The organism is Saprospira grandis, assembly GCF_027594745.1.
In the GTDB taxonomy this organism is placed as follows: domain Bacteria; phylum Bacteroidota; class Bacteroidia; order Chitinophagales; family Saprospiraceae; genus Saprospira; species Saprospira grandis.
The window spans coordinates 1,028,780-1,045,797 of record NZ_CP110854.1 but is presented as its reverse complement, the minus strand read 5'-3'; the positions used below and the strand labels follow the sequence as shown (position 1 = coordinate 1,045,797).

Genomic DNA, 17,018 nt, shown 5'->3' with positions numbered 1-17,018 from the left:
ATGCCTTGGATAATCTGTATTCTTATCGCTTTTGGCCTCAGTCTAACGAGCTGCGGCACGGCCGTTAAGGGCCAAGAAGCCAGCAAAATGGCCAATGATAGCCTGATTGACCCCCAACTCATTTTTGATGGCAAAACCATTGAAAAGTCGGAGGCGGAATGGCAAAACCAACTGACCGAGCTAGAGTATAAAATCCTTCGCCAAAAAGGGACCGAGCGTGCCTTTACAGGCGCCTTGCTGGATAATAAAAAGGAAGGGACCTATTGCTGTAAGGCTTGTGCGCTTCCCCTTTTTAAATCGGCCCATAAGTTTGATTCGGGTTCGGGCTGGCCTAGCTTCTGGGATATTTTTGATCCCAAAAATATTGAGGCCCAAGAAGAGTATGGCTGGACGGGTAAGCAGATCGAAATTCATTGTCCCCGTTGTAAGAGCCATTTGGGCCATGTTTTTGACGATGGGCCCAAGCCAACGGGCTTGCGTTATTGTATTAACTCGGCCTGTTTGCAGTTTGTCGAGCAAAAGAAGTAAAGAAAAAATGCCGCTCCTAAAAAGGAGCGGCATTTTTAATACTGGCCCAAACTCCCCCAATGGATTCCTTAGGGAATCCATTGGAGGGGAGGGTGGGCGGGTTAATATTAAGGAATGAGGAGCGAAGCGAGGAATACCGCTTAAAAGGGGCCGTTTTAGGGCCAAAGGCGACAGCTGCAAAAAATGCTCATCGGATGAGCGGCCTAGGGATATGCAGCAGGGCGGCAAAGCCGCCGAGCCAGCGGGCAAAGCCCGCGCAGGGCCGAGCAGACTTGCGAGCTGCGCAATAGCCCGGCCGCCGAAGGCGGCAGGCCCCAAAAATTAAATCAACTCATTCATAAAGGCCAGCAAAACATCTTCTCGTTGCTTGGCCGAAAGAACATTGAGCAATTGATTGACGGCGCCCATATCGGCCGGTAAGCCACCTTCTGCAGACTCTAGGCCCATCAATTCTTGAAATTGGCCCAACATAGCGGGATCAAAATCTTCCATCAAAAGGGCCAGCATCGAATGGTCGAGGGCAGCTAATAGCTCATTTTCTTCTACAGGATTACTCATGAGCTCGGCTACAGTTTCCTGCAAATCAGCGACAAAACTTGGAATATGTGGGCAATTAAAATGGCTAATGCTCAAATGAATAGCTGCAGGAGAATGCGGGCTCGCCAATTGAACTTGCACATACCAGCCCTTTTCATTGAGCTGATCGGCCAAATCAAAAATGCTGAGATCCTCATCTTTACTCGCAAAAGCCAGCAAACTCATATCGGGCTGGCCAATCAGTGCTAAGCTAGGCAACTGCTCCAAAGCTGCAATCACAGCATCTCTAGCCGCCTGGCAATCTGCCACCGCATTTTGGTAGCCCTCTAGGCCCATATATTGAAACATGGCCCAAGCAGCCGCCATAGGCGCCCCTGTTTTACTCGATAAAACTGTGGGATTGACCACCGTATAGCCCGGCCATTGCGAGCAACTAAAAATCTGATGTTGGCGGAGCTCCTTATTGCGGTACAAAATCGTAGAGCAGCCCTTGGGCACATAGCCAAACTTATGCAAATCGCAAGAAATAGAGGTCACGCCTGGCAACTCAAAGCCAAAAGGCGGAACCTCATGGCCCAACTGCCGCAAAAAAGGGCAAATACATACCGCCCACGCAAGCATCTACATGCAAAAGCAAATCTTTTTCTAGGGCCAAATCAGAAAGCTCGGCGATGGGGTCCATCACGCCATGCGCATAAGAAGGCGCAGAGCCCACCAACAAAATCGTCTTTTCGCTAATAGCGGCCCGCATATCGGCCACCTTTAGGCGCTGCGTTTGCGGGTCTACATCTATAGCTTGAATGCCAATATTTAAATAATGAGCCGCCTTATAAAAGCAAGGATGTGCCGTAGAAGGGACCAAAATTTCAAACTCTTTTTGATTGGGATACTTGGCTCGGGCATAATCTCGGGCCGCCTTTACCGCCAAAATCACGCTTTCGGTCCCGCCAGAGGTACAATTACCCTTAACCTCCTCATTACCGCCCAACAAAGGCGCTAGCTGTCCAATAATCTGCTGCTCCAAATGCAAAAGGGAGGGAAAAGCCGTGGGGTCCAAGCCATTTTCGGGCAAAAAAGAAAGGTAAGCCGCCTCGGCCACCGCCTTAGCCTCGGGGGTGGTTTGGTAAATATAGGCGAAGATTTTTCCAGCTTGCCAGGGCAAATCTTGTCCCTTAAAGGCCTTTAATTGCGCTAAAATTTGCTGCTGATCTTGGCCTTTATTCGGTATCTTGTTCATAACTTATAGTATGTAGTGAAAAACTCCTTTAAAATAAACTAAATGTTTGTTCAAAAAAAAGTTTTCTATGAATTTCAGCGACTATTTAGCGCAATTGCCTGAAGAAAAGGCCCAAGCGCTTGAAAAACTAGCCGAATTACTTCGGCAGCAGCTACCTACTGGCTTTACAGAGCGTTTTGATGGGCGAATGTTGCATTTTGAGGTTCCTTTGAGCCGTTATCCGCAGGGCTATCATGCGAAGCCGGGGCAGCCCTTGCCCTTCATCAGTTTGGCAGCTCAAAAAAGTCATTTGGCCCTATATCACTTTGGGCTTTATGCCGATGAGGAGCTACTCAATTGGTGGACAGCAGCCTATGCCGCAGGCAGCAAATACAAGCTAAATATGGGGAAAAGCTGTATTCGTTGGAAAAAAGCGGGGCATATTCCTTGGCCCCTTATTGAAGAATTGGCCCAAAAAATGACCCCTCAGGCTTGGATCTCTATTTATGAATCAAAAAAGTAAGCAGCATGGCTATTTTACTCAACGAACTCCTTTTTTTCACGGCGCTTTTGTTCCAAATGCAAAGCCCAGTTTTGGCCGAAGAGGCCCTTTTGGAACTCGATTTTAAAAAGCAAAGCTTCAAAATGGAGTTTGTTCATCTTCAATATCCCGAAAAGGCAGAGGCCCAAGCCCAAGAGTTTGTGGCTCGGCTAGAGAGCAAGCTCCCTTTTCATCATGAGGAATTGGGGTTAAAGATTGAAAAAATCAAGCTCAAGAAAATTCGAGGGCAGGCCTTGCTGCGCATTCAGGGCCATTTTGAGGACAAAGAGCGGCTGTTGCAGGCCCTACACTTCGAGATGGATGAAAATGAACATATTTTGTACACAGCACTATCTGAAGAGCGGGTTCTGAACAGCAACAAGGGCGCCCGCTGCGAGTGGACGCCCAAAGACCGAAAGCTCTTTTTGCATCTGGGCCGACGCTTGGAGCAAAGTTGGGAAAATGAGATAGAGGAGCAAATGGGGCCTTTAAAAGGGCTAGAACAACTCTACTAATCTTTTAGACGATCTATTTTAGGTCGTCTTTTTTTTGGGGCTGCCCCTCATTGCATTCGGGTCGGGCCATTGCGCAGCTCGCAGGTCTGCTCGGCCCTGCAGCCCTTCGGGCTTTGGTCTGCCGCCTTCGGCGGCCCTGCTACAGCCCCTCAGCCTGCGGCGGCTTTGCCGCCTGTAGGACCGTTAGCTACCAGCTATACTTTAGGGCCCAAGAGGTAGTATAATAAAACTTAGCAAGGGGAACAGGCGGGGCTAGCTCATAATTGAGTTGGGCTCCAAAGGCCAGCGCCCAATGTTTGGCTATTTTCCAGCTCCATTCATTAGAAACAAAAATGCGGGCCTTTTGCCATTCGCTATCGGGCCTTGTTTGTAGATAAAGGACCAATTGAGTGCGTAGTTTTGGGTTAAAATCCTCCCAGTAGCTCAAGTAAAAATTGAGCTTAGCATATTGGGTATAAAAATCACTAATATCGGCGGGGAGCAGGCTATCCTCCACAGCGGAATAGGTCCATTTTTCTGATTCATACATGCCCCCTAGGCCCAAAAAGAGGTTCGTTTTCTCTTTTTGCCAAAGCTTTAAGCGCAGGTTTCCGCCCAAGAGATAGCGCTCTTGCATTCCCCGAATTTGATCGCCTTGAAATTGGGCAAAAAGTTCATATTGCAGGCCTTCTTCGGGTTCTAAGCGGTAGCGTAGATGGGTATAGCCGCTATTTAGGGTGTTTTTTCCAGCCGATCGGAGCAGGCGGTAATAATTGCTATGCATTAGGCGGTGTTGGCCAGAGCGGTAGGCCCATTCGGCTTGGCCAGTAAAGCTATAGATGGGGGTATAATTTCATTTTGTGATGCTTAGATTTCCTTGGCCAAATAAATGAAAGGCTCGGCTAGAGTCTAGTTTTGGGGCCAGTGCATCGGCATTTAAGATTTGGGCCTTTAGTGGGAGGGCCAAAAGTAGCAATAGAAATAGCTTAATAGTTTTCAATAAATTCTTTTCTAAATTGACAGTTAATCCAGCTTTCATCAAGTTGAGCACCTAGTTTTTTATAAAAAGCAATAGCGGGCGCATTCCAATCGAGTACCTGCCAGCTCATTCGGCCCACTTTTTTTGTTTTAGCAATATGCAGGAGTTCATCAAAAAGGAGTTGGCCAATACCTTGGCGGCGGCAATCTTCCTTAACCACCAAATCTTCTAGATAGAGGCAGGGGCCTTTCCAGGTAGAATAACTAAAGAAATAAAGCGCCATTCCCAAAATTTGGCCCTGCTCATTTTCGGCTACTAGGAAAGAGAAATAGGCTTGGGGGCCAAAGGCGTGTCCTTTCATTTCTTCTATACTTACCGTATGCTCGGCTTCTGCTTGTTCATAAATAGCGAGCTCTCGGACAAGGGCATGAATGGCGGGAATATCTTGGGGGTTACCTGGGCGAATTTGAATAGACATAATTAGGTATTTATCATGATAAAAAGGGCCCGCTGCTACAGCAGCGGGCCCTTAAAATTAAAGCTTAAAGAAGCAATTATTTACAAAGGTTGAGGTCCATTTCGTCCCACTCTTTGATTTTCTTGCTAGTACGCTTACGGAGTACGTACATTTTCTTTTTCTTCTTATACTTAAGGTCAGTCAATTTCACCTCAGCATAACGCTTTTTCTGTGCCTTCTTCTTGTGCTGGTAGCGCTGAAGAATGATGATATCATCCATGTTATCATCTTGGCGGATGTGGTACTCTTTGGTACGAGTTTTACCTTTGCGAGTTACATTTTTCGCACGGTAAACATAGCCTGTTTTCTTGTTGGCTACAAGGATAGTAGAGTTACGGAGTACACGAGTTTTGAGTACATAAGTATCTTCACCTGGAGCTTTAGGCTCTTCATTCCATTCGCCCAACTTGTAGTTACCCGTAGCAGGAACATCAAAAACGATATAATCACAGTTGATAGGACCAAGGCAAGTAGCTTGCTCATACTTAGAAGTTTCCCACTTCATGTAGCCTTGCTTTGTAAGGCGGCCAGTAAGCAAAACAGGGTTAGTTTCAGTTACTTTATCGCGGGGAAGCATAATGCGCATGCCACGGTTGCCATCACCTTGCTGAGCTTCGCCAGCAGAGTTTTTAGCCTTAACGATTACGTTTTTGCTATCATTCATGTTAGCATAAGCGGGGAACCAATCTTCGGTAGCGATACCGTACTGGAACTGCTCGCAGATGTCGCAATCAGACTCTTTGTTGGGCTCATCTACTACTTGAACATCCATGTTGGCGATGTCTTGAGTATAAGTACCATCTTTGATTTGGGCCACAGAACCTTCGCTGCTATAGCGGATATCGGCAGCTTCTAGATTGGGTAGACGCTCACCACCGAAGGGGTCTTCGCTACAATCTTCTTCACAAGCGCGGGGCTTAAGGCAGCCACAGTAGCCGTTTACTTCCATTTCGAAGTTATAGGTAGAGCAATCGCCTTCTTTTACTAGGCTACCACAGGGCTTACCTGTGCTTTTCCAAGTAATTGTTCCGCCATTATCTACGCCAGTATAAAGCATAAAGCCTTCGGCATCTTCGCCAACTGCGGGCATTTTCACCTTAAGGGTTTTGCCAGCTTCTAGTGCATTGCCATCTACTTTAGCATCAAAGTAAGCGATAGCATTGGCATAAACGCCTTTGCCGTTTTCGTCTTCCATTTTGATACCGGCCTGAGCTACTTCACGAGCAGTAGACAAGCTTTTGTAAGTAAAGGTAATGTCTTTATTCTTTTTAGGCTTGAAGGTTCCTTTTTCTACGAATACTTCCAAGCAACCTTTTTGCAAAAGGGTATCGCGGTCATCATCTTCTAGTGTGAAGAGGAAATACACACGACGGTTTTCGGCTACACCGCCTTGACCGTACTTAAGATCTTTTTCTCCGTAGAAGAATAGCTCCATTTTATCTTCGGGTTCTCCGACTTCCTTGAGGTATTCAAAGGCAGATTCAGCACGGCGCTCAGAGAGGCCCATGTTGTAGTTTTCGGTTCCGATATCACAAGTATAACCTGCGATACGTACACCAAGACGGCGGCCTTTAGTGGCCTCCAAGAAAGAGTCGATCTGCGTTTTACTTTCCTGTTTTAGGATAGCACGATTAAACTCGAAGTAAAGTTCAAAGCTATCTTGCAAGTCTTGGGCAGAGGCCATGCCAAAGCTCAAGAGCATCAATAAGCAGCTTAAATATAACTTCTTCATTCTGACAATTTTTGTATGAAATAAAATGATGGACAACAGTTTTGTATCTTACTTTAACAGTGGGCAAATATAAGAAAACTTGCCGAAAAGCAGGGCTTTAGTCTAATTTCTATATTTAATCTATAAAATTTATGTTTTGGCCTTTTTCGGTCCTACAGGCCCGATAGGGCCGCAGGCTGAGGGATGGGCAGCAGGGCCGCCGCAGGCGGCAGACCCAAAGCTTTTGAAGCGCAGCGAAAAAGCTTGCAGGGCCGAGCGAAGATCGAGCTGCGAGACAGCCCGACCCGAGCGCAGCGAGGGGCAGCCCCAAAAAAATAGGAAAATACTTTTGCCTTTGCCCCTGATTTTGGATCTTCGCCTTTAAGAAATCATCAAAAAATATATTCATGTCTATAAAATCTTTCCTTATAAAGCAGCTAGCTCGCTACATCAGTAAGCAAAAAAATGGGCAAGCGCTAAAGGGGCTGGACTATCAGGAGAAAATCCGGCAAGAATTGGTGGCGGTGGGCCAAACAACGGCTTATGGCAAGGACCATCAATTTGATAAAATTGTAGATTATGCCAGCTTTAAGCAGCAGGTGCCTTTGGTTGATTATGAGGCTTTGCGGCCTTATGTGGAGCGCATCAATGCGGGAGAGGAAAATGTACTTTGGAAAGGTCGGCCCAAATATTATGCAAAAACTTCGGGCACGACTTCGGGAGCCAAATTTATTCCCCTAACCAAAGAAAGTATTCCCAACCATTTTGGAACAGCCCGAAATTCGGTATTTAATTATATTGCCCAGACGGGCAAGGCCGATTTTATGGATGGGAAAATGATCTTTTTGTCGGGCTCTCCAGCACTAGAGAAAAAGGGCGACATTTTGCTCGGTCGGCTTTCTGGTATTTCTAACCATTTGGTGCCCAGTTGGTTAAAAGGAAACCAGCTGCCTTCTTATGAAACCAACTGCATAGAAGATTGGGAAGAAAAGCTGGACCGCATTGTAGAAGAGACCAAGGATGCGGATATGCGTTTAATTTCGGGGATTCCGCCTTGGGTACAAATGTATTATGAGCGCCTATTGGAGCGGACGGGCAAGAAGACCGTTTTAGAGGTTTTTCCCAATCTCTCTATCTTTGTTTATGGGGGCGTCAATTTTGAGCCCTATCGAGAGAAATTAGAGTCTTTGGTGGGGGGGCGAATTCCCTCTGTAGAGACTTATCCCGCCTCGGAGGGCTTTATTGCCTATCAGGACCAGCAAGATGCGCCCGGGCTTTTGCTCAATATCAATTCGGGCATTTTCTTCGAGTTTGTGCCTGCCGACCAATACTTTTCTGAAAACCCGCCCCGCCTTTCTTTGGCCGAGGTGGAGCTGGGCGTAAATTACGCCCTAGTATTAAATACCAATGCGGGGCTTTGGGGCTATAGCATTGGCGATACGGTGCAGTTTATCTCTAAAGACCCTTATCGGATTTTGGTCACGGGCCGCATCAAGCATTATATTTCGGCCTTTGGAGAGCATGTGATTGGCAAAGAGGTGGAGCAGGCCCTTTTAGAGGCCCTAGAGGTAGAACCCGCCAAGGTGGTGGAGTTTTCGGTGGCCCCACAGGTAACGCCCCCAGAAGGGGGGAAGCCTTATCACGAATGGTGGGTTGCCTTTGATCAGCTGCCAGAAAACTTGGAGCTGCTGGCCGAGCGCCTCGATTTGGCTATGCGCAAACAAAATATTTATTATGAGGATTTGGTCCGAGATAAGATCTTGCAGCCACTAAAAATCCGCCCAGTTCCAGCCGACGCCTTCCGACAATATATGAAGTCTATTGGCAAACTGGGAGGACAAAATAAGGTACCTCGTCTATCCGATGACCGCAAAATTGCCGATAAGCTCCGAGAGTTGTTTCCCACCGCTTAATCGATAAACCAAAAAAGGCCAGCGAATTTCGCTGGCCTTTTTTCTGCTCAGTAGAGACTAGACTATTTCTTTCTGGGGGCACTTTTGTTGGTGGCTACATTTTTCTTGCCCAACTTATGGTACTTCATAACCGCCTCGCGGAGTTCCTGAAGCGTTACGCCCTCTTTGGTGCCGCGTACGCCTACAATTTGTGGATTGAGACGCGTCTTTTCATCATAAATTTTATACTTGATAATAGTAATGGCTTGCATAACTGACTGAATAGAAGCCCCGCTAATTTCGCTAGGCAAAGGAATCACCGAAGTGACCTCGGGATCGTGCAAACCAATGGCTTCTACCCGCACAGAGCCATACACCTTTTTGTCGGTGGCAGCCATACCAATACTAAAAATATCACTGAGGTTGATGTCCTTGGCCCGAGAAGAAATGTTTAAGATCACTCGGAAACCCACGCCAGCAGCAGCTTCGCCAGCGACATCGCCTTCTTTTTTTACCTCCAAGGTGGCAAACTTGAGGTAGTCCATGGTCACAATATATTGCATGCCCTTATCAGATACTCGACCCGGAATAAAACTCATTTTTCCTGTCGGATCTACCTCTGCAACAGAAACCAAAACCGTTTCATTGGTCAAGTACTCTAGTAGCTCTCGCTTGTCCATGCTCTTGATGTACTTCAGATCTACATTGCCCTCATTATCGGCTACCTCTACATTATCATAAAACTCAATGGGTTCCACCGGAATAAACTCGCTATACTGCAAAGAGTTGACCCCACTGGCCTTTTCCTTCTGAGCAAATGCCCCACTGCCTGCCAAGAGCAGCAATACTAAACAAGTCAACGTTCTCATACTGTGTTTTTTTTTGTGCCGGCCTGGCCCTGCCAATGGCCGCAGATTGAAATATAATTTTTTGGTTTTGGGGAATGGAGTGAGGTCTAAGGGACTAAGGACAAGATAAAAAAAAATTGCTTGTCCCTTTACATTAGTAAATGTATTTGTATTTTTGGATTTCGCTCCATAATGGGCCTCTCCTCATTAAAACCCTAATGCTTTTGTGAGGGCCCTTATTGTAGCCCTTTTTAGCTTTTGATTTTATTTAAATAAATGTAATATATAATGAACCTAGAACGACTCGTGGCGGTAAGCGGACGCCCAGGCATTTATCGCATGGCTGCCAACCGCCCCAATGGCCTTATTCTAGAAGAGCTAGATAGCAAAAAGAGAATGTTCGCCTCTGGACGAGTACACCAGTTTACTCCCCTAGAATCTATCTCTATCTATACGGAAGATGAACAGGATACCGTAGACCTCAAGCAGGTGTTTCGCAATATGTTTAGCCAACTCGAGCAGTTGCCTACGCCTACCTCTAAAGCTAAGCCTCAAGAACTCCGTAGCTATTTTCTAGAAATTTTGCCCAGCCACGATACCGACCGTGTACTGATCTCTGATATCAAGAAAATTATTAAGTGGTTCAATTTCCTCAACGATCGGGGTATCATTGACCTAGAACCCGATCCCGTTGTAGAAGAAGAAACATCTACTGAAGAAGAAAATACAGAGGCCTAAGCCGCCTTTGCTTCTATAAAGTTTTAGCCAACTCTTTTTTTAGGGTTGGCTTTTTTTATGTTTTGGGGCCTCCGCAGCAAAGCTGCGGCGCTATGTTGCGGGGCTCGCAAGCCTGCTCGGCCCTTCGCTGGCTTTGCCAGCTCGGTCTGGCCTGCGGCCACCCCTCCACAGCGCTAGGCCACCACAAAGGCAGCCCGCGGCTGCCCAAAAGCCCTGCAAGCAGGGCAAAAGTTTTGGGCGCAAATTCTCCCCTTTCTTTAAACTGCTTGCTATCTTTGGGGTTTCTTATTGGAGCGCAAAATAATTAGCCCTCCAAACAAAAAGTCCCTGACTAAGACTTTTTCCCATTGAACTGATTCTTTACTGCCCTATAATTTTCTATTTATGGCCATTATTATCACTGACGAATGTATTAACTGCGGAGCCTGCGAACCCGAATGCCCCAATACCGCTATCTATGAAGGCGGCGTAGAATGGTCCTATGAAGAAGGCACCGAAGTAGAAGGCGATTTCGAACTGCATAACGGCAAAACCGCCAATGCAGGCCTCATGAACGAACCCGTTTCCGATGATTTCTATTTTATTGTAAGCGATAAATGCACCGAATGCGTCGGCTTTCATGAAGAACCTCAATGTGCAGCCGTCTGTCCCGTAGATTGCTGCGTTCCAGACCCCGAACATGTAGAGGATGAAGCCACCCTACTCAAGAAAAAAGCAATTATGCACCCTAGCGAAGAATAAAATTCCTAGAAAATTTGGTCCTTTCATTTTGCTAGCTTATATTTGTGCCGCTTTCAAGATGGAGGGTGTAGCTCAGTTGGTTAGAGCGCCAGATTGTGGTTCTGGAGGTCGTGGGTTCGAAACCCATCATCCTCCCTACATTAAGAGCAAAAGCGAGATACTATTTAGTATCTCGCTTTTTTTTTATGGCTAAAACTTGGATTATCCAAAAAGCTGCTTTATATTTGTACCGCTTCAAGATGGAGGGTGTAGCTCAGTTGGTTAGAGCGCCAGATTGTGGTTCTGGAGGTCGTGGGTTCGAAACCCATCATCCTCCCTACATTAAGAGCAAAAGCGAGATCGTTTACACGATCTCGCTTTTTTTTTTGGTCCAACTTAAAGGGCTGGGAGGCGGCCAAGCCGCCATGGCCGTCAGGCCAAAGGCCCAGCGCTGCGGAGGGGTGGCCGAAGGCCAGACCAAAGCCGCCGCAGGCGGCTGCAGGGCCGAACAGACCTGTGAGCCCCGCAGCATAGCGGCGGCCGCCCCTCCTAAAAAGGGCGGCCGCGGGCCCCAAAACATTATGGGAAAAAAGAATTAAGGTAAGCGATATTTTAGGCCCACCAACAACTGAAAATGATGAGCGGCCATCTGTTCATTTTGGGCCAATTGGCGGAGATAATGAGCCTGCAAAGAAAGGCGGTAGTGGTCGCCCAATTGGCGGTCGAGCCCCAAGCCCAATTGCAAGGCAAACTGTTGGTTGTTGGCCCAGCTACCCTCTTGCAAAAGGGCCGAATTGGGCGAGTTATGCGGCAAATAGCTTCTTTGGAGGATTTGCCCCGCCGCCTGTTGTCCGATTAGCTCTTCTTGGCCCCGCTGCTGTCGGTGCAAAGACAACTGATAAAGGCCAGCCGCCAAGGTCTGCAACTCCCATTTGCTATCTCGATATACGGTATAGCGAAGCTGCAAAGGCAATTGCAACAACTGCAAGCCCTCCTCCTTATTGATTAGGCGGTTGTAGCTTTGGCCATCGGGCAGGAGGAGGCTAGATTGCTCGAAAAGTGCATAGTTTTGTCGCTGCCAAAATAGGCCCAAAGACAAGCCCCAATTTTTGTTGAGCTCCTGCTCTAGCTGTAGACCAAACTGCAAACCCGCTTGTCCACTACCCAAATGGGCCGTTTCGCCTAGGCCCAAATTGAAGCCCGTGTATAGGCCCAAATGACGATGGCGATTATAGATTTTAGGAAAACTATAGGGACTTTTGAGCTGAAAACTGAGGTCTTCTCTCAATTTATCCAAATCATTGCTGTCCTTTTTGGCCAAATAGTCGGCCAAGGGCAGCCCCTGATCTTCTAGGTCGAGGGCCGCAAAAACAGCGGCTTCCTTATTTTGTGTTGCTTTGGGGCTGGCTTCTTCCGGACGAGCTTCTTCTTCTGTTCCCTTTATCTGAGGGCTGTTTTCTGCTTGCTCCATGCTTTCCTCTTGAGCAGTAGCCAGTAAAAGATTAGCCTGAGCTCCAGCGGCTGCTTTTGCAAAATTTTGGCCCTGAATAAAGGGGGGCAATTTTGCGCCAGCCCCAAAGCTCGTCGAAAATGCCCCAGCGGGCTGCTGCTGTAGTAGGGGGCTGCCCATGGCAATTTGCGGCTGCTCCTCACTAAGGCGAAGCGCATTACTTAGGGCCGTATTTTCTCCAGCCGATAAGGAAGAAGGCGAATCTTTTTGATCGCTTTTGGGCTTAGCTAGGGGCGTATTTTGGGCCAAATCATTGGCGGTGCTGGCCTTGCTAGACGCTCCTTTTTCCCCGGCCGCTTTTTCTTGCATAGGGTGCAAATAAAAGAGGTTAATTAGGGTAAAGAGCGAGAGCAATAGCAAGCCTGCCTCCATGCTTTTTAGCCAAAAGACAGGGGGACGCTCCTTTTTTTCTTCCTCTAGGGCTGCTTCTAGGCGGCTCCAATCCTCGGGCATTTCTTCCTCTGTAGCGGCATAGGCTGCCAAGGCCTGCCTAGCGAGGGCATCTAGCTCTTCGGCCTCTTCGGCATTGAGGTCTAAGTCTGTTTGTAGACGGTCCCAATCCTCTGCCATGCTCAGCTCATTGGCTTCAAAACTGCCCAAAGCGCCAAGGACCAATTGGTCCAATTGCTCCTCTTCCTGTTGGCTAGCATCCAAATGGGCTTCCAACTTCATCCAATCCTCTGCTAGATGATCTGCCTCTGCCTCAAAATCATTAAAGAGTTCTCGGCTATATTCATCGAATTTGTCAAAATCTTCTTTCATAAGCGAACTAGCTCTAACGCTTAGTGATATAATTGTTTAATGTACTCTCTTAGTTTGGCTCGGGCCTTCACTAAATTGGAGCGGGAGGTACTTTCGGTAATCCCTAATTGTTGGGCCACTTCTCGATGCGAGTAGCCTTCTATGGCATATAGATTAAATACGGCCCGATAGGAGGGCGGCAGTTTTTGGATCACTGCCATAATTTCTTTGGCCGAATAGCGACTAATGGCATCGGCATCTTCAGAAATTTTATGTTGGGCCGTCTCTATATCTTCACTGCGGTGGCGAATCGCCTTGCGGTAAAAGTCAATAGAGGTGTTAATCATAATCCGTCTGATCCAAGCATCTAGGGAGGTCCCTACTTTGTAGCGATGCAGATAACGGAATACTTTGATATAGCCTTCATTGAGGATGTCGCGGGCATCTTCACTATTATTAGAATAGCGCAGACAGACCCCTAGCATGCGCCCATAAAAGCGCTCGTAGAGTTCTTTTTGGGCCCAACGCTTTTCTTCTAAGCAGGCTTGGATGAGCTGTGCTTCTTGCTCTTTGGCGGTCCGCTCGCGCTCTTTTTTAGATGATATATTTAAGGAAAAATCCATAGCAGATAATTATCAGTGGAGGGAAATGGGGTGCATTCTCTCGGTTGGGATAGCTTTTCCCAGTTGTTTCTAATACGTTGAAGATAGGGTCTTTGCTGCCTAGCTTGGCTTTTTGGGAGGATTATTTTTTGGGGCTGCCCACTCGCTTCGCTCGGGTCGGGCCATTGCGCAGCTCGCAGGTCTGCTCGGCCCTGCGGCGGCTTCGCCGCCTGGGTCTGCCGCCTTTGGCGGCCCTGCTACAGCCCCTCAGCCGGCGGCTTCGCCGCCTCTAGATGCAAAATGCGAGACGGTTTAAAACTGGAGACTGTTCAATATTTTGTGTTTCCTCTTTTGCTGCCTAGGGGCTTGTCCCTAGGCGATTATTGGCAAAGTTCTATTGAGGTACGTTCTTATACTGTATGAGGTAGGTGCTGAACTGCATCGGGTAGGTTCCTATACTGCATGAGGTAGGTGCTGAACTGCATCGGGTAGGTTCCTATACTGTATGAGGTAGGTGCTGAACTGCATCGGGTAGGTTCCTATACTGTATGAGGTAGGTGCTGAACTGTATTGGGTAGGTTCTTATACTGTATGAGGTAGGTTTTGAACTGTATTGGGTAGGTTTTGAACTGTATTGGGTAGGTTCTTATACTGCATGAGGTAGGTACTGAACTGTATTGGATAGGTTTCTATACTGCATGAGGTAGGTCTATAGACCTTATCGGATAGGTCTAGGGAGGTCTATTTGGGGTCCTACAACCTATACCATGGACTTCCAGAACCTATATAAAGGACTTTGACCAGCACTAGTATACAGTAAAGGACCGCATGCGAGCAGTACAACTACTGCATCCGAACAGTAAGTTACTGTATTAGAGGAGTAGAGCTACTGCATTCGAACAGTAAATTACTGTATTAGAGGAGTAGAGCTACTGCATGGCTACAATAAATGAGTAAAGTCAAAGACTAAAGAAGGGGATAGGAAGATAAAAAGGGGGAAAGCAAGGGCTAGAACGGCTCTAAGTCGAGAATAAAAAAGCCCCTTAGCTAGGGCTAAGGGGCGGGGGGGATCAATTATTTGTAAGCTGTATTTTGGAAAAGTGGGCAGGGAGAGTTTAGAGGGCGGTTACTTTTCGGTCCACCTTCATAATTTTTCGTACTTCTGCGACCTCCACCATAAAGGGATCATGTTCTAGGTAGTTATCAGAAATAAGTTTGAGATGAGTTAGGCGATTTTTGTTAAACACCTTTTGGATACGTTTAACTTGGACACCATGGCTACTGACGATGGCGTAGACTTCATTTTCCTGCACTCTTTCGATACCTTCTAGGGGGCGACAGATCACCAGATCTCCATTACTAAGGGTGGGTTGCATAGAGTCTCCACTAATAGTAAAGGCGACATAATCGCCTTGAGAGAGGCCGGGCAGGCTAAAATACTGTCCTTCTTCATAAGAATCTATGCCTAGGGCCGAGCTAGCAAAAGCGGCTTGGCTAGAATATAGAATTTGGGAGCCGTATCCATAATCGGAGGCTAATTCTCCGTTGGCGAAGGCGGGAGCATCTTCCTCGCCAAACATAGGGCCTTTGCCTTGGAGCAGATAATCCTTATTGACGCCAAATTCTTCGCAAAAGCGGCTGGCTTTATCAAAATCGATAGAGCGGTTGCTATTGGGGTTGAGAAATGCGCGGACCAGATGTCCGTTTCCTTTTTTGTCCCAAAAGAGCAAAGAGAGTTTGGTCATTCCTTTATCGTGGCTATTGGGGACAATATCTCCTTTTTCCTCTAAGGCTTTAAAGGCCTTGATGAAACGACGATTCATGGCTAAACGCTTCTCCTTTTTTTGATTTTTCATATTGGATCATTTGGCGAGCAGAGGAGGAACAAGTCCCCTTGCCCTACAAATCTAAAACAAATCTGTTTAAAAACAAATAGTTGCATATATTTTTGCAAATAAAAACAGGAAGTTGTATTTTGTTGGAGATAAGATTTGGAATCCTAAGCCACTATTATTAAATGAATTGATTAAGTCTTACTTTTGGGCGGGGCCTTAAAGGCGCTGCTTTTATTCTGCGGCAGGGGCGAGCGAAGCGAGCCGGCTGAGGGATGGACAGCAGTGGCGCGAAGCGGCAGACCTAGGGCTTTTGGAGCGAAGCGAAAAAGCCCGCAGGGCCGAGCGAATAGCGAGCTGCGAAACAGCCCGACCCCGAAGGAACTGAGGGGGCAGCCCCAAAAAACAATAGGCTAAAAAATAGTATGAAACGGATTCTTTTTGTGGCTTTACATCGGCCAAATCGTTCGCCTTCACAGCGTTTTCGGTATGAGCAGTATTTAGATTTTTTGGAGGAGCATGGTTATGAGTATGAGCTATGTTATTTGATTGAGGCGGAGGATGATCCTGTTTTTTATGGAGCGGGGCAGTATTTGGGCAAAATGAAAGTATTGTTGAAGAGTGTTTGGCGGCTTTGGCGGGCTTCTGGGGCTTGGGCCAAGCAATTTGATGTGATTTATGTGCAGCGGGAGGCCTTTATGTTGGGGACTTCTTTTTTTGAGCGTCGTTTTGCCAAGCGGGCGCCCTTGGTTTTTGACTTTGACGATTCTATATGGTTACAAAATGTATCGGCAAATAATAAGGCCTTGGGGTTTTTGAAAAATGCGAATAAGACGGCGGAGTTAATTGCCTTGGCGGATATGGTATTTGCGGGGAATCGTTATTTGGCGGATTATGCGAGGCAATATAATGATTGTGTAAAGGTATTGCCGACGACTGTGGATGAGCAGCGGCATCATCCTAAATTTAAGCCGGCTAAGGCGGCGGATGCGGCGGTTTGTATTGGTTGGACGGGGAGTTTTTCTACGGTACAGTACTTTGAGCAGTTATTGCCGGTTTTGCGTCGTTTGAAGGAGAAGTATGGCGATAAGATTTACTTTAAGTTGATTGGAGATGCCAATTATAGTTTGCCAGAGTTGGATATTCGGGGGGTAGCTTGGACCGAGGCGGATGAGATTGAGCAATTGGTGGAGTTGGATATTGGTTTGATGCCTTTGCCGACTGATGAGTGGACCAAGGGGAAATGTGGGTTGAAGGGCTTGCAATATATGGCTTTGGGTTTGCCTGCGGTGATGTCGGCGGTGGGGGTGAACACTGAGATTATAGAGCAGGGTGTCAATGGTTATTTGGCGCATAATGAGGAGGAGTGGTTTGCGCAGCTTTCGGCTTTGATTGAATCGCCTGAATTGCGGGCGGAGCTGGGCCGGGCGGGTCGCCAAAGGGTGTTGGAAGAGTATGCTGTAGTGGCCCAAAAAGAGCGTTATTTGGCCTTTTTTGATGAATTAGTGGCCAAGAAAAAGTAGGGAAGGGGGGACTGAGTTGTTTAGGGCTTGTAAAATCTGGCTGAAAAGTTAAGCGTCTAATTGGTTTTTTGCTCTTGATTTCTGTATCT

The 17,018-nt window shown here is 47.1% G+C and carries 16 protein-coding genes and 2 tRNA genes; 9 read left to right on the top strand and 9 right to left on the bottom strand.

The features are described 5' to 3' along the window. Window positions 1-528, top strand: a complete 528-nt coding sequence (msrB, locus tag OP864_RS04000; RefSeq protein WP_270100008.1) for a peptide-methionine (R)-S-oxide reductase MsrB — start codon at window positions 1-3, stop codon at window positions 526-528. Between the two features lie 321 nt (window positions 529-849). Here msrB and OP864_RS03995 read toward each other — a convergent pair whose 3' ends face one another. After that, window positions 850-1,686: a pyridoxal-dependent decarboxylase gene (locus OP864_RS03995; protein WP_270100006.1), complete on the bottom strand. Its 837-nt coding sequence runs from the start codon at window positions 1,684-1,686 to the stop codon at window positions 850-852. Then, window positions 1,634-2,302: a pyridoxal phosphate-dependent decarboxylase family protein gene (locus OP864_RS03990; protein ID WP_270100005.1), complete on the bottom strand. Its 669-nt coding sequence runs from the start codon at window positions 2,300-2,302 to the stop codon at window positions 1,634-1,636. Before OP864_RS03990 ends, OP864_RS03995 begins: the two co-directional genes overlap by 53 nt. A 67-nt stretch (window positions 2,303-2,369) precedes the next feature. Between OP864_RS03990 and OP864_RS03985 the strand changes: the two genes are divergently transcribed. Both OP864_RS03985 and OP864_RS03980 read left to right on the top strand, forming a co-directional pair. After that, a complete protein-coding gene (locus tag OP864_RS03985) occupies window positions 2,370-2,804 on the top strand; it encodes a DUF1801 domain-containing protein (RefSeq protein ID WP_270100004.1) in 435 nt (144 codons plus the stop codon). Window positions 2,805-2,809: 5 nt separating this feature from the next. After that, the gene (locus tag OP864_RS03980; RefSeq protein ID WP_270100003.1) at window positions 2,810-3,337 is read left to right on the top strand and encodes a hypothetical protein; all 528 of its coding nucleotides are present in this window, start codon (window positions 2,810-2,812) and stop codon (window positions 3,335-3,337) included. A 187-nt stretch (window positions 3,338-3,524) separates the two neighbouring features. Here OP864_RS03980 and OP864_RS03975 read toward each other — a convergent pair whose 3' ends face one another. The 3 genes from OP864_RS03975 to OP864_RS03965 all read right to left on the bottom strand — a co-directional run bounded on the left by OP864_RS03975 (window position 3,525) and on the right by OP864_RS03965 (window position 6,544). Further along, entirely contained in the window at window positions 3,525-4,100 is a 576-nt protein-coding gene (locus OP864_RS03975; protein ID WP_432423427.1) for a DUF481 domain-containing protein, read from the bottom strand. Between the two features lie 202 nt (window positions 4,101-4,302). Next, on the bottom strand, window positions 4,303-4,773 hold the full coding sequence (locus OP864_RS03970) for a GNAT family N-acetyltransferase (protein ID WP_270100002.1): 471 nt from the start codon (window positions 4,771-4,773) through the stop codon (window positions 4,303-4,305). 76 nt (window positions 4,774-4,849) lie between these two features. Beyond that, a complete protein-coding gene (locus OP864_RS03965; protein ID WP_270100001.1) occupies window positions 4,850-6,544 on the bottom strand; it encodes an OmpA family protein in 1,695 nt (564 codons plus the stop codon). Between the two features lie 386 nt (window positions 6,545-6,930). On the opposite strand from OP864_RS03965, the gene OP864_RS03960 reads away from it, so the two are divergent. Then, the gene (locus tag OP864_RS03960) at window positions 6,931-8,436 is read left to right on the top strand and encodes a GH3 auxin-responsive promoter family protein (RefSeq protein ID WP_270100000.1); all 1,506 of its coding nucleotides are present in this window, start codon (window positions 6,931-6,933) and stop codon (window positions 8,434-8,436) included. Between the two features lie 62 nt (window positions 8,437-8,498). Here OP864_RS03960 and OP864_RS03955 read toward each other — a convergent pair whose 3' ends face one another. After that, entirely contained in the window at window positions 8,499-9,284 is a 786-nt protein-coding gene (locus OP864_RS03955; RefSeq protein ID WP_270099999.1) for a hypothetical protein, read from the bottom strand. A 267-nt stretch (window positions 9,285-9,551) separates the two neighbouring features. On the opposite strand from OP864_RS03955, the gene OP864_RS03950 reads away from it, so the two are divergent. From OP864_RS03950 to OP864_RS03935, 4 genes are all read left to right on the top strand, one after another. After that, window positions 9,552-10,001 (top strand): DUF5606 family protein, encoded by a 450-nt coding sequence (locus tag OP864_RS03950; protein WP_270099997.1) that lies wholly within the window; start codon window positions 9,552-9,554, stop codon window positions 9,999-10,001. Between the two features lie 384 nt (window positions 10,002-10,385). Then, a complete protein-coding gene (locus OP864_RS03945) occupies window positions 10,386-10,742 on the top strand; it encodes a 4Fe-4S binding protein (protein WP_015691435.1) in 357 nt (118 codons plus the stop codon). Between the two features lie 61 nt (window positions 10,743-10,803). After that, window positions 10,804-10,877, top strand: a tRNA-His gene (locus OP864_RS03940). Between the two features lie 107 nt (window positions 10,878-10,984). Continuing rightward, a tRNA-His gene (locus tag OP864_RS03935) sits at window positions 10,985-11,058 on the top strand. A 258-nt stretch (window positions 11,059-11,316) separates the two neighbouring features. Here the strand turns inward: OP864_RS03935 and OP864_RS03930 are convergent. The 3 genes from OP864_RS03930 to OP864_RS03920 form a co-directional block, all read right to left on the bottom strand. Continuing rightward, the gene (locus OP864_RS03930; protein ID WP_270099996.1) at window positions 11,317-12,993 is read right to left on the bottom strand and encodes a hypothetical protein; all 1,677 of its coding nucleotides are present in this window, start codon (window positions 12,991-12,993) and stop codon (window positions 11,317-11,319) included. Window positions 12,994-13,013: 20 nt separating this feature from the next. Next, a complete protein-coding gene (locus OP864_RS03925) occupies window positions 13,014-13,595 on the bottom strand; it encodes an RNA polymerase sigma factor (RefSeq protein ID WP_270099995.1) in 582 nt (193 codons plus the stop codon). 1,094 nt (window positions 13,596-14,689) lie between these two features. Beyond that, window positions 14,690-15,430: a S24 family peptidase gene (locus OP864_RS03920; protein WP_270099994.1), complete on the bottom strand. Its 741-nt coding sequence runs from the start codon at window positions 15,428-15,430 to the stop codon at window positions 14,690-14,692. Between the two features lie 401 nt (window positions 15,431-15,831). Here OP864_RS03920 and OP864_RS03915 point away from each other — a divergent pair, with 401 nt between their 5' ends. Next, window positions 15,832-16,929, top strand: a complete 1,098-nt coding sequence (locus OP864_RS03915; protein ID WP_270099993.1) for a glycosyltransferase family 4 protein — start codon at window positions 15,832-15,834, stop codon at window positions 16,927-16,929. Window positions 16,930-17,018: the final 89 nt, after the last annotated feature.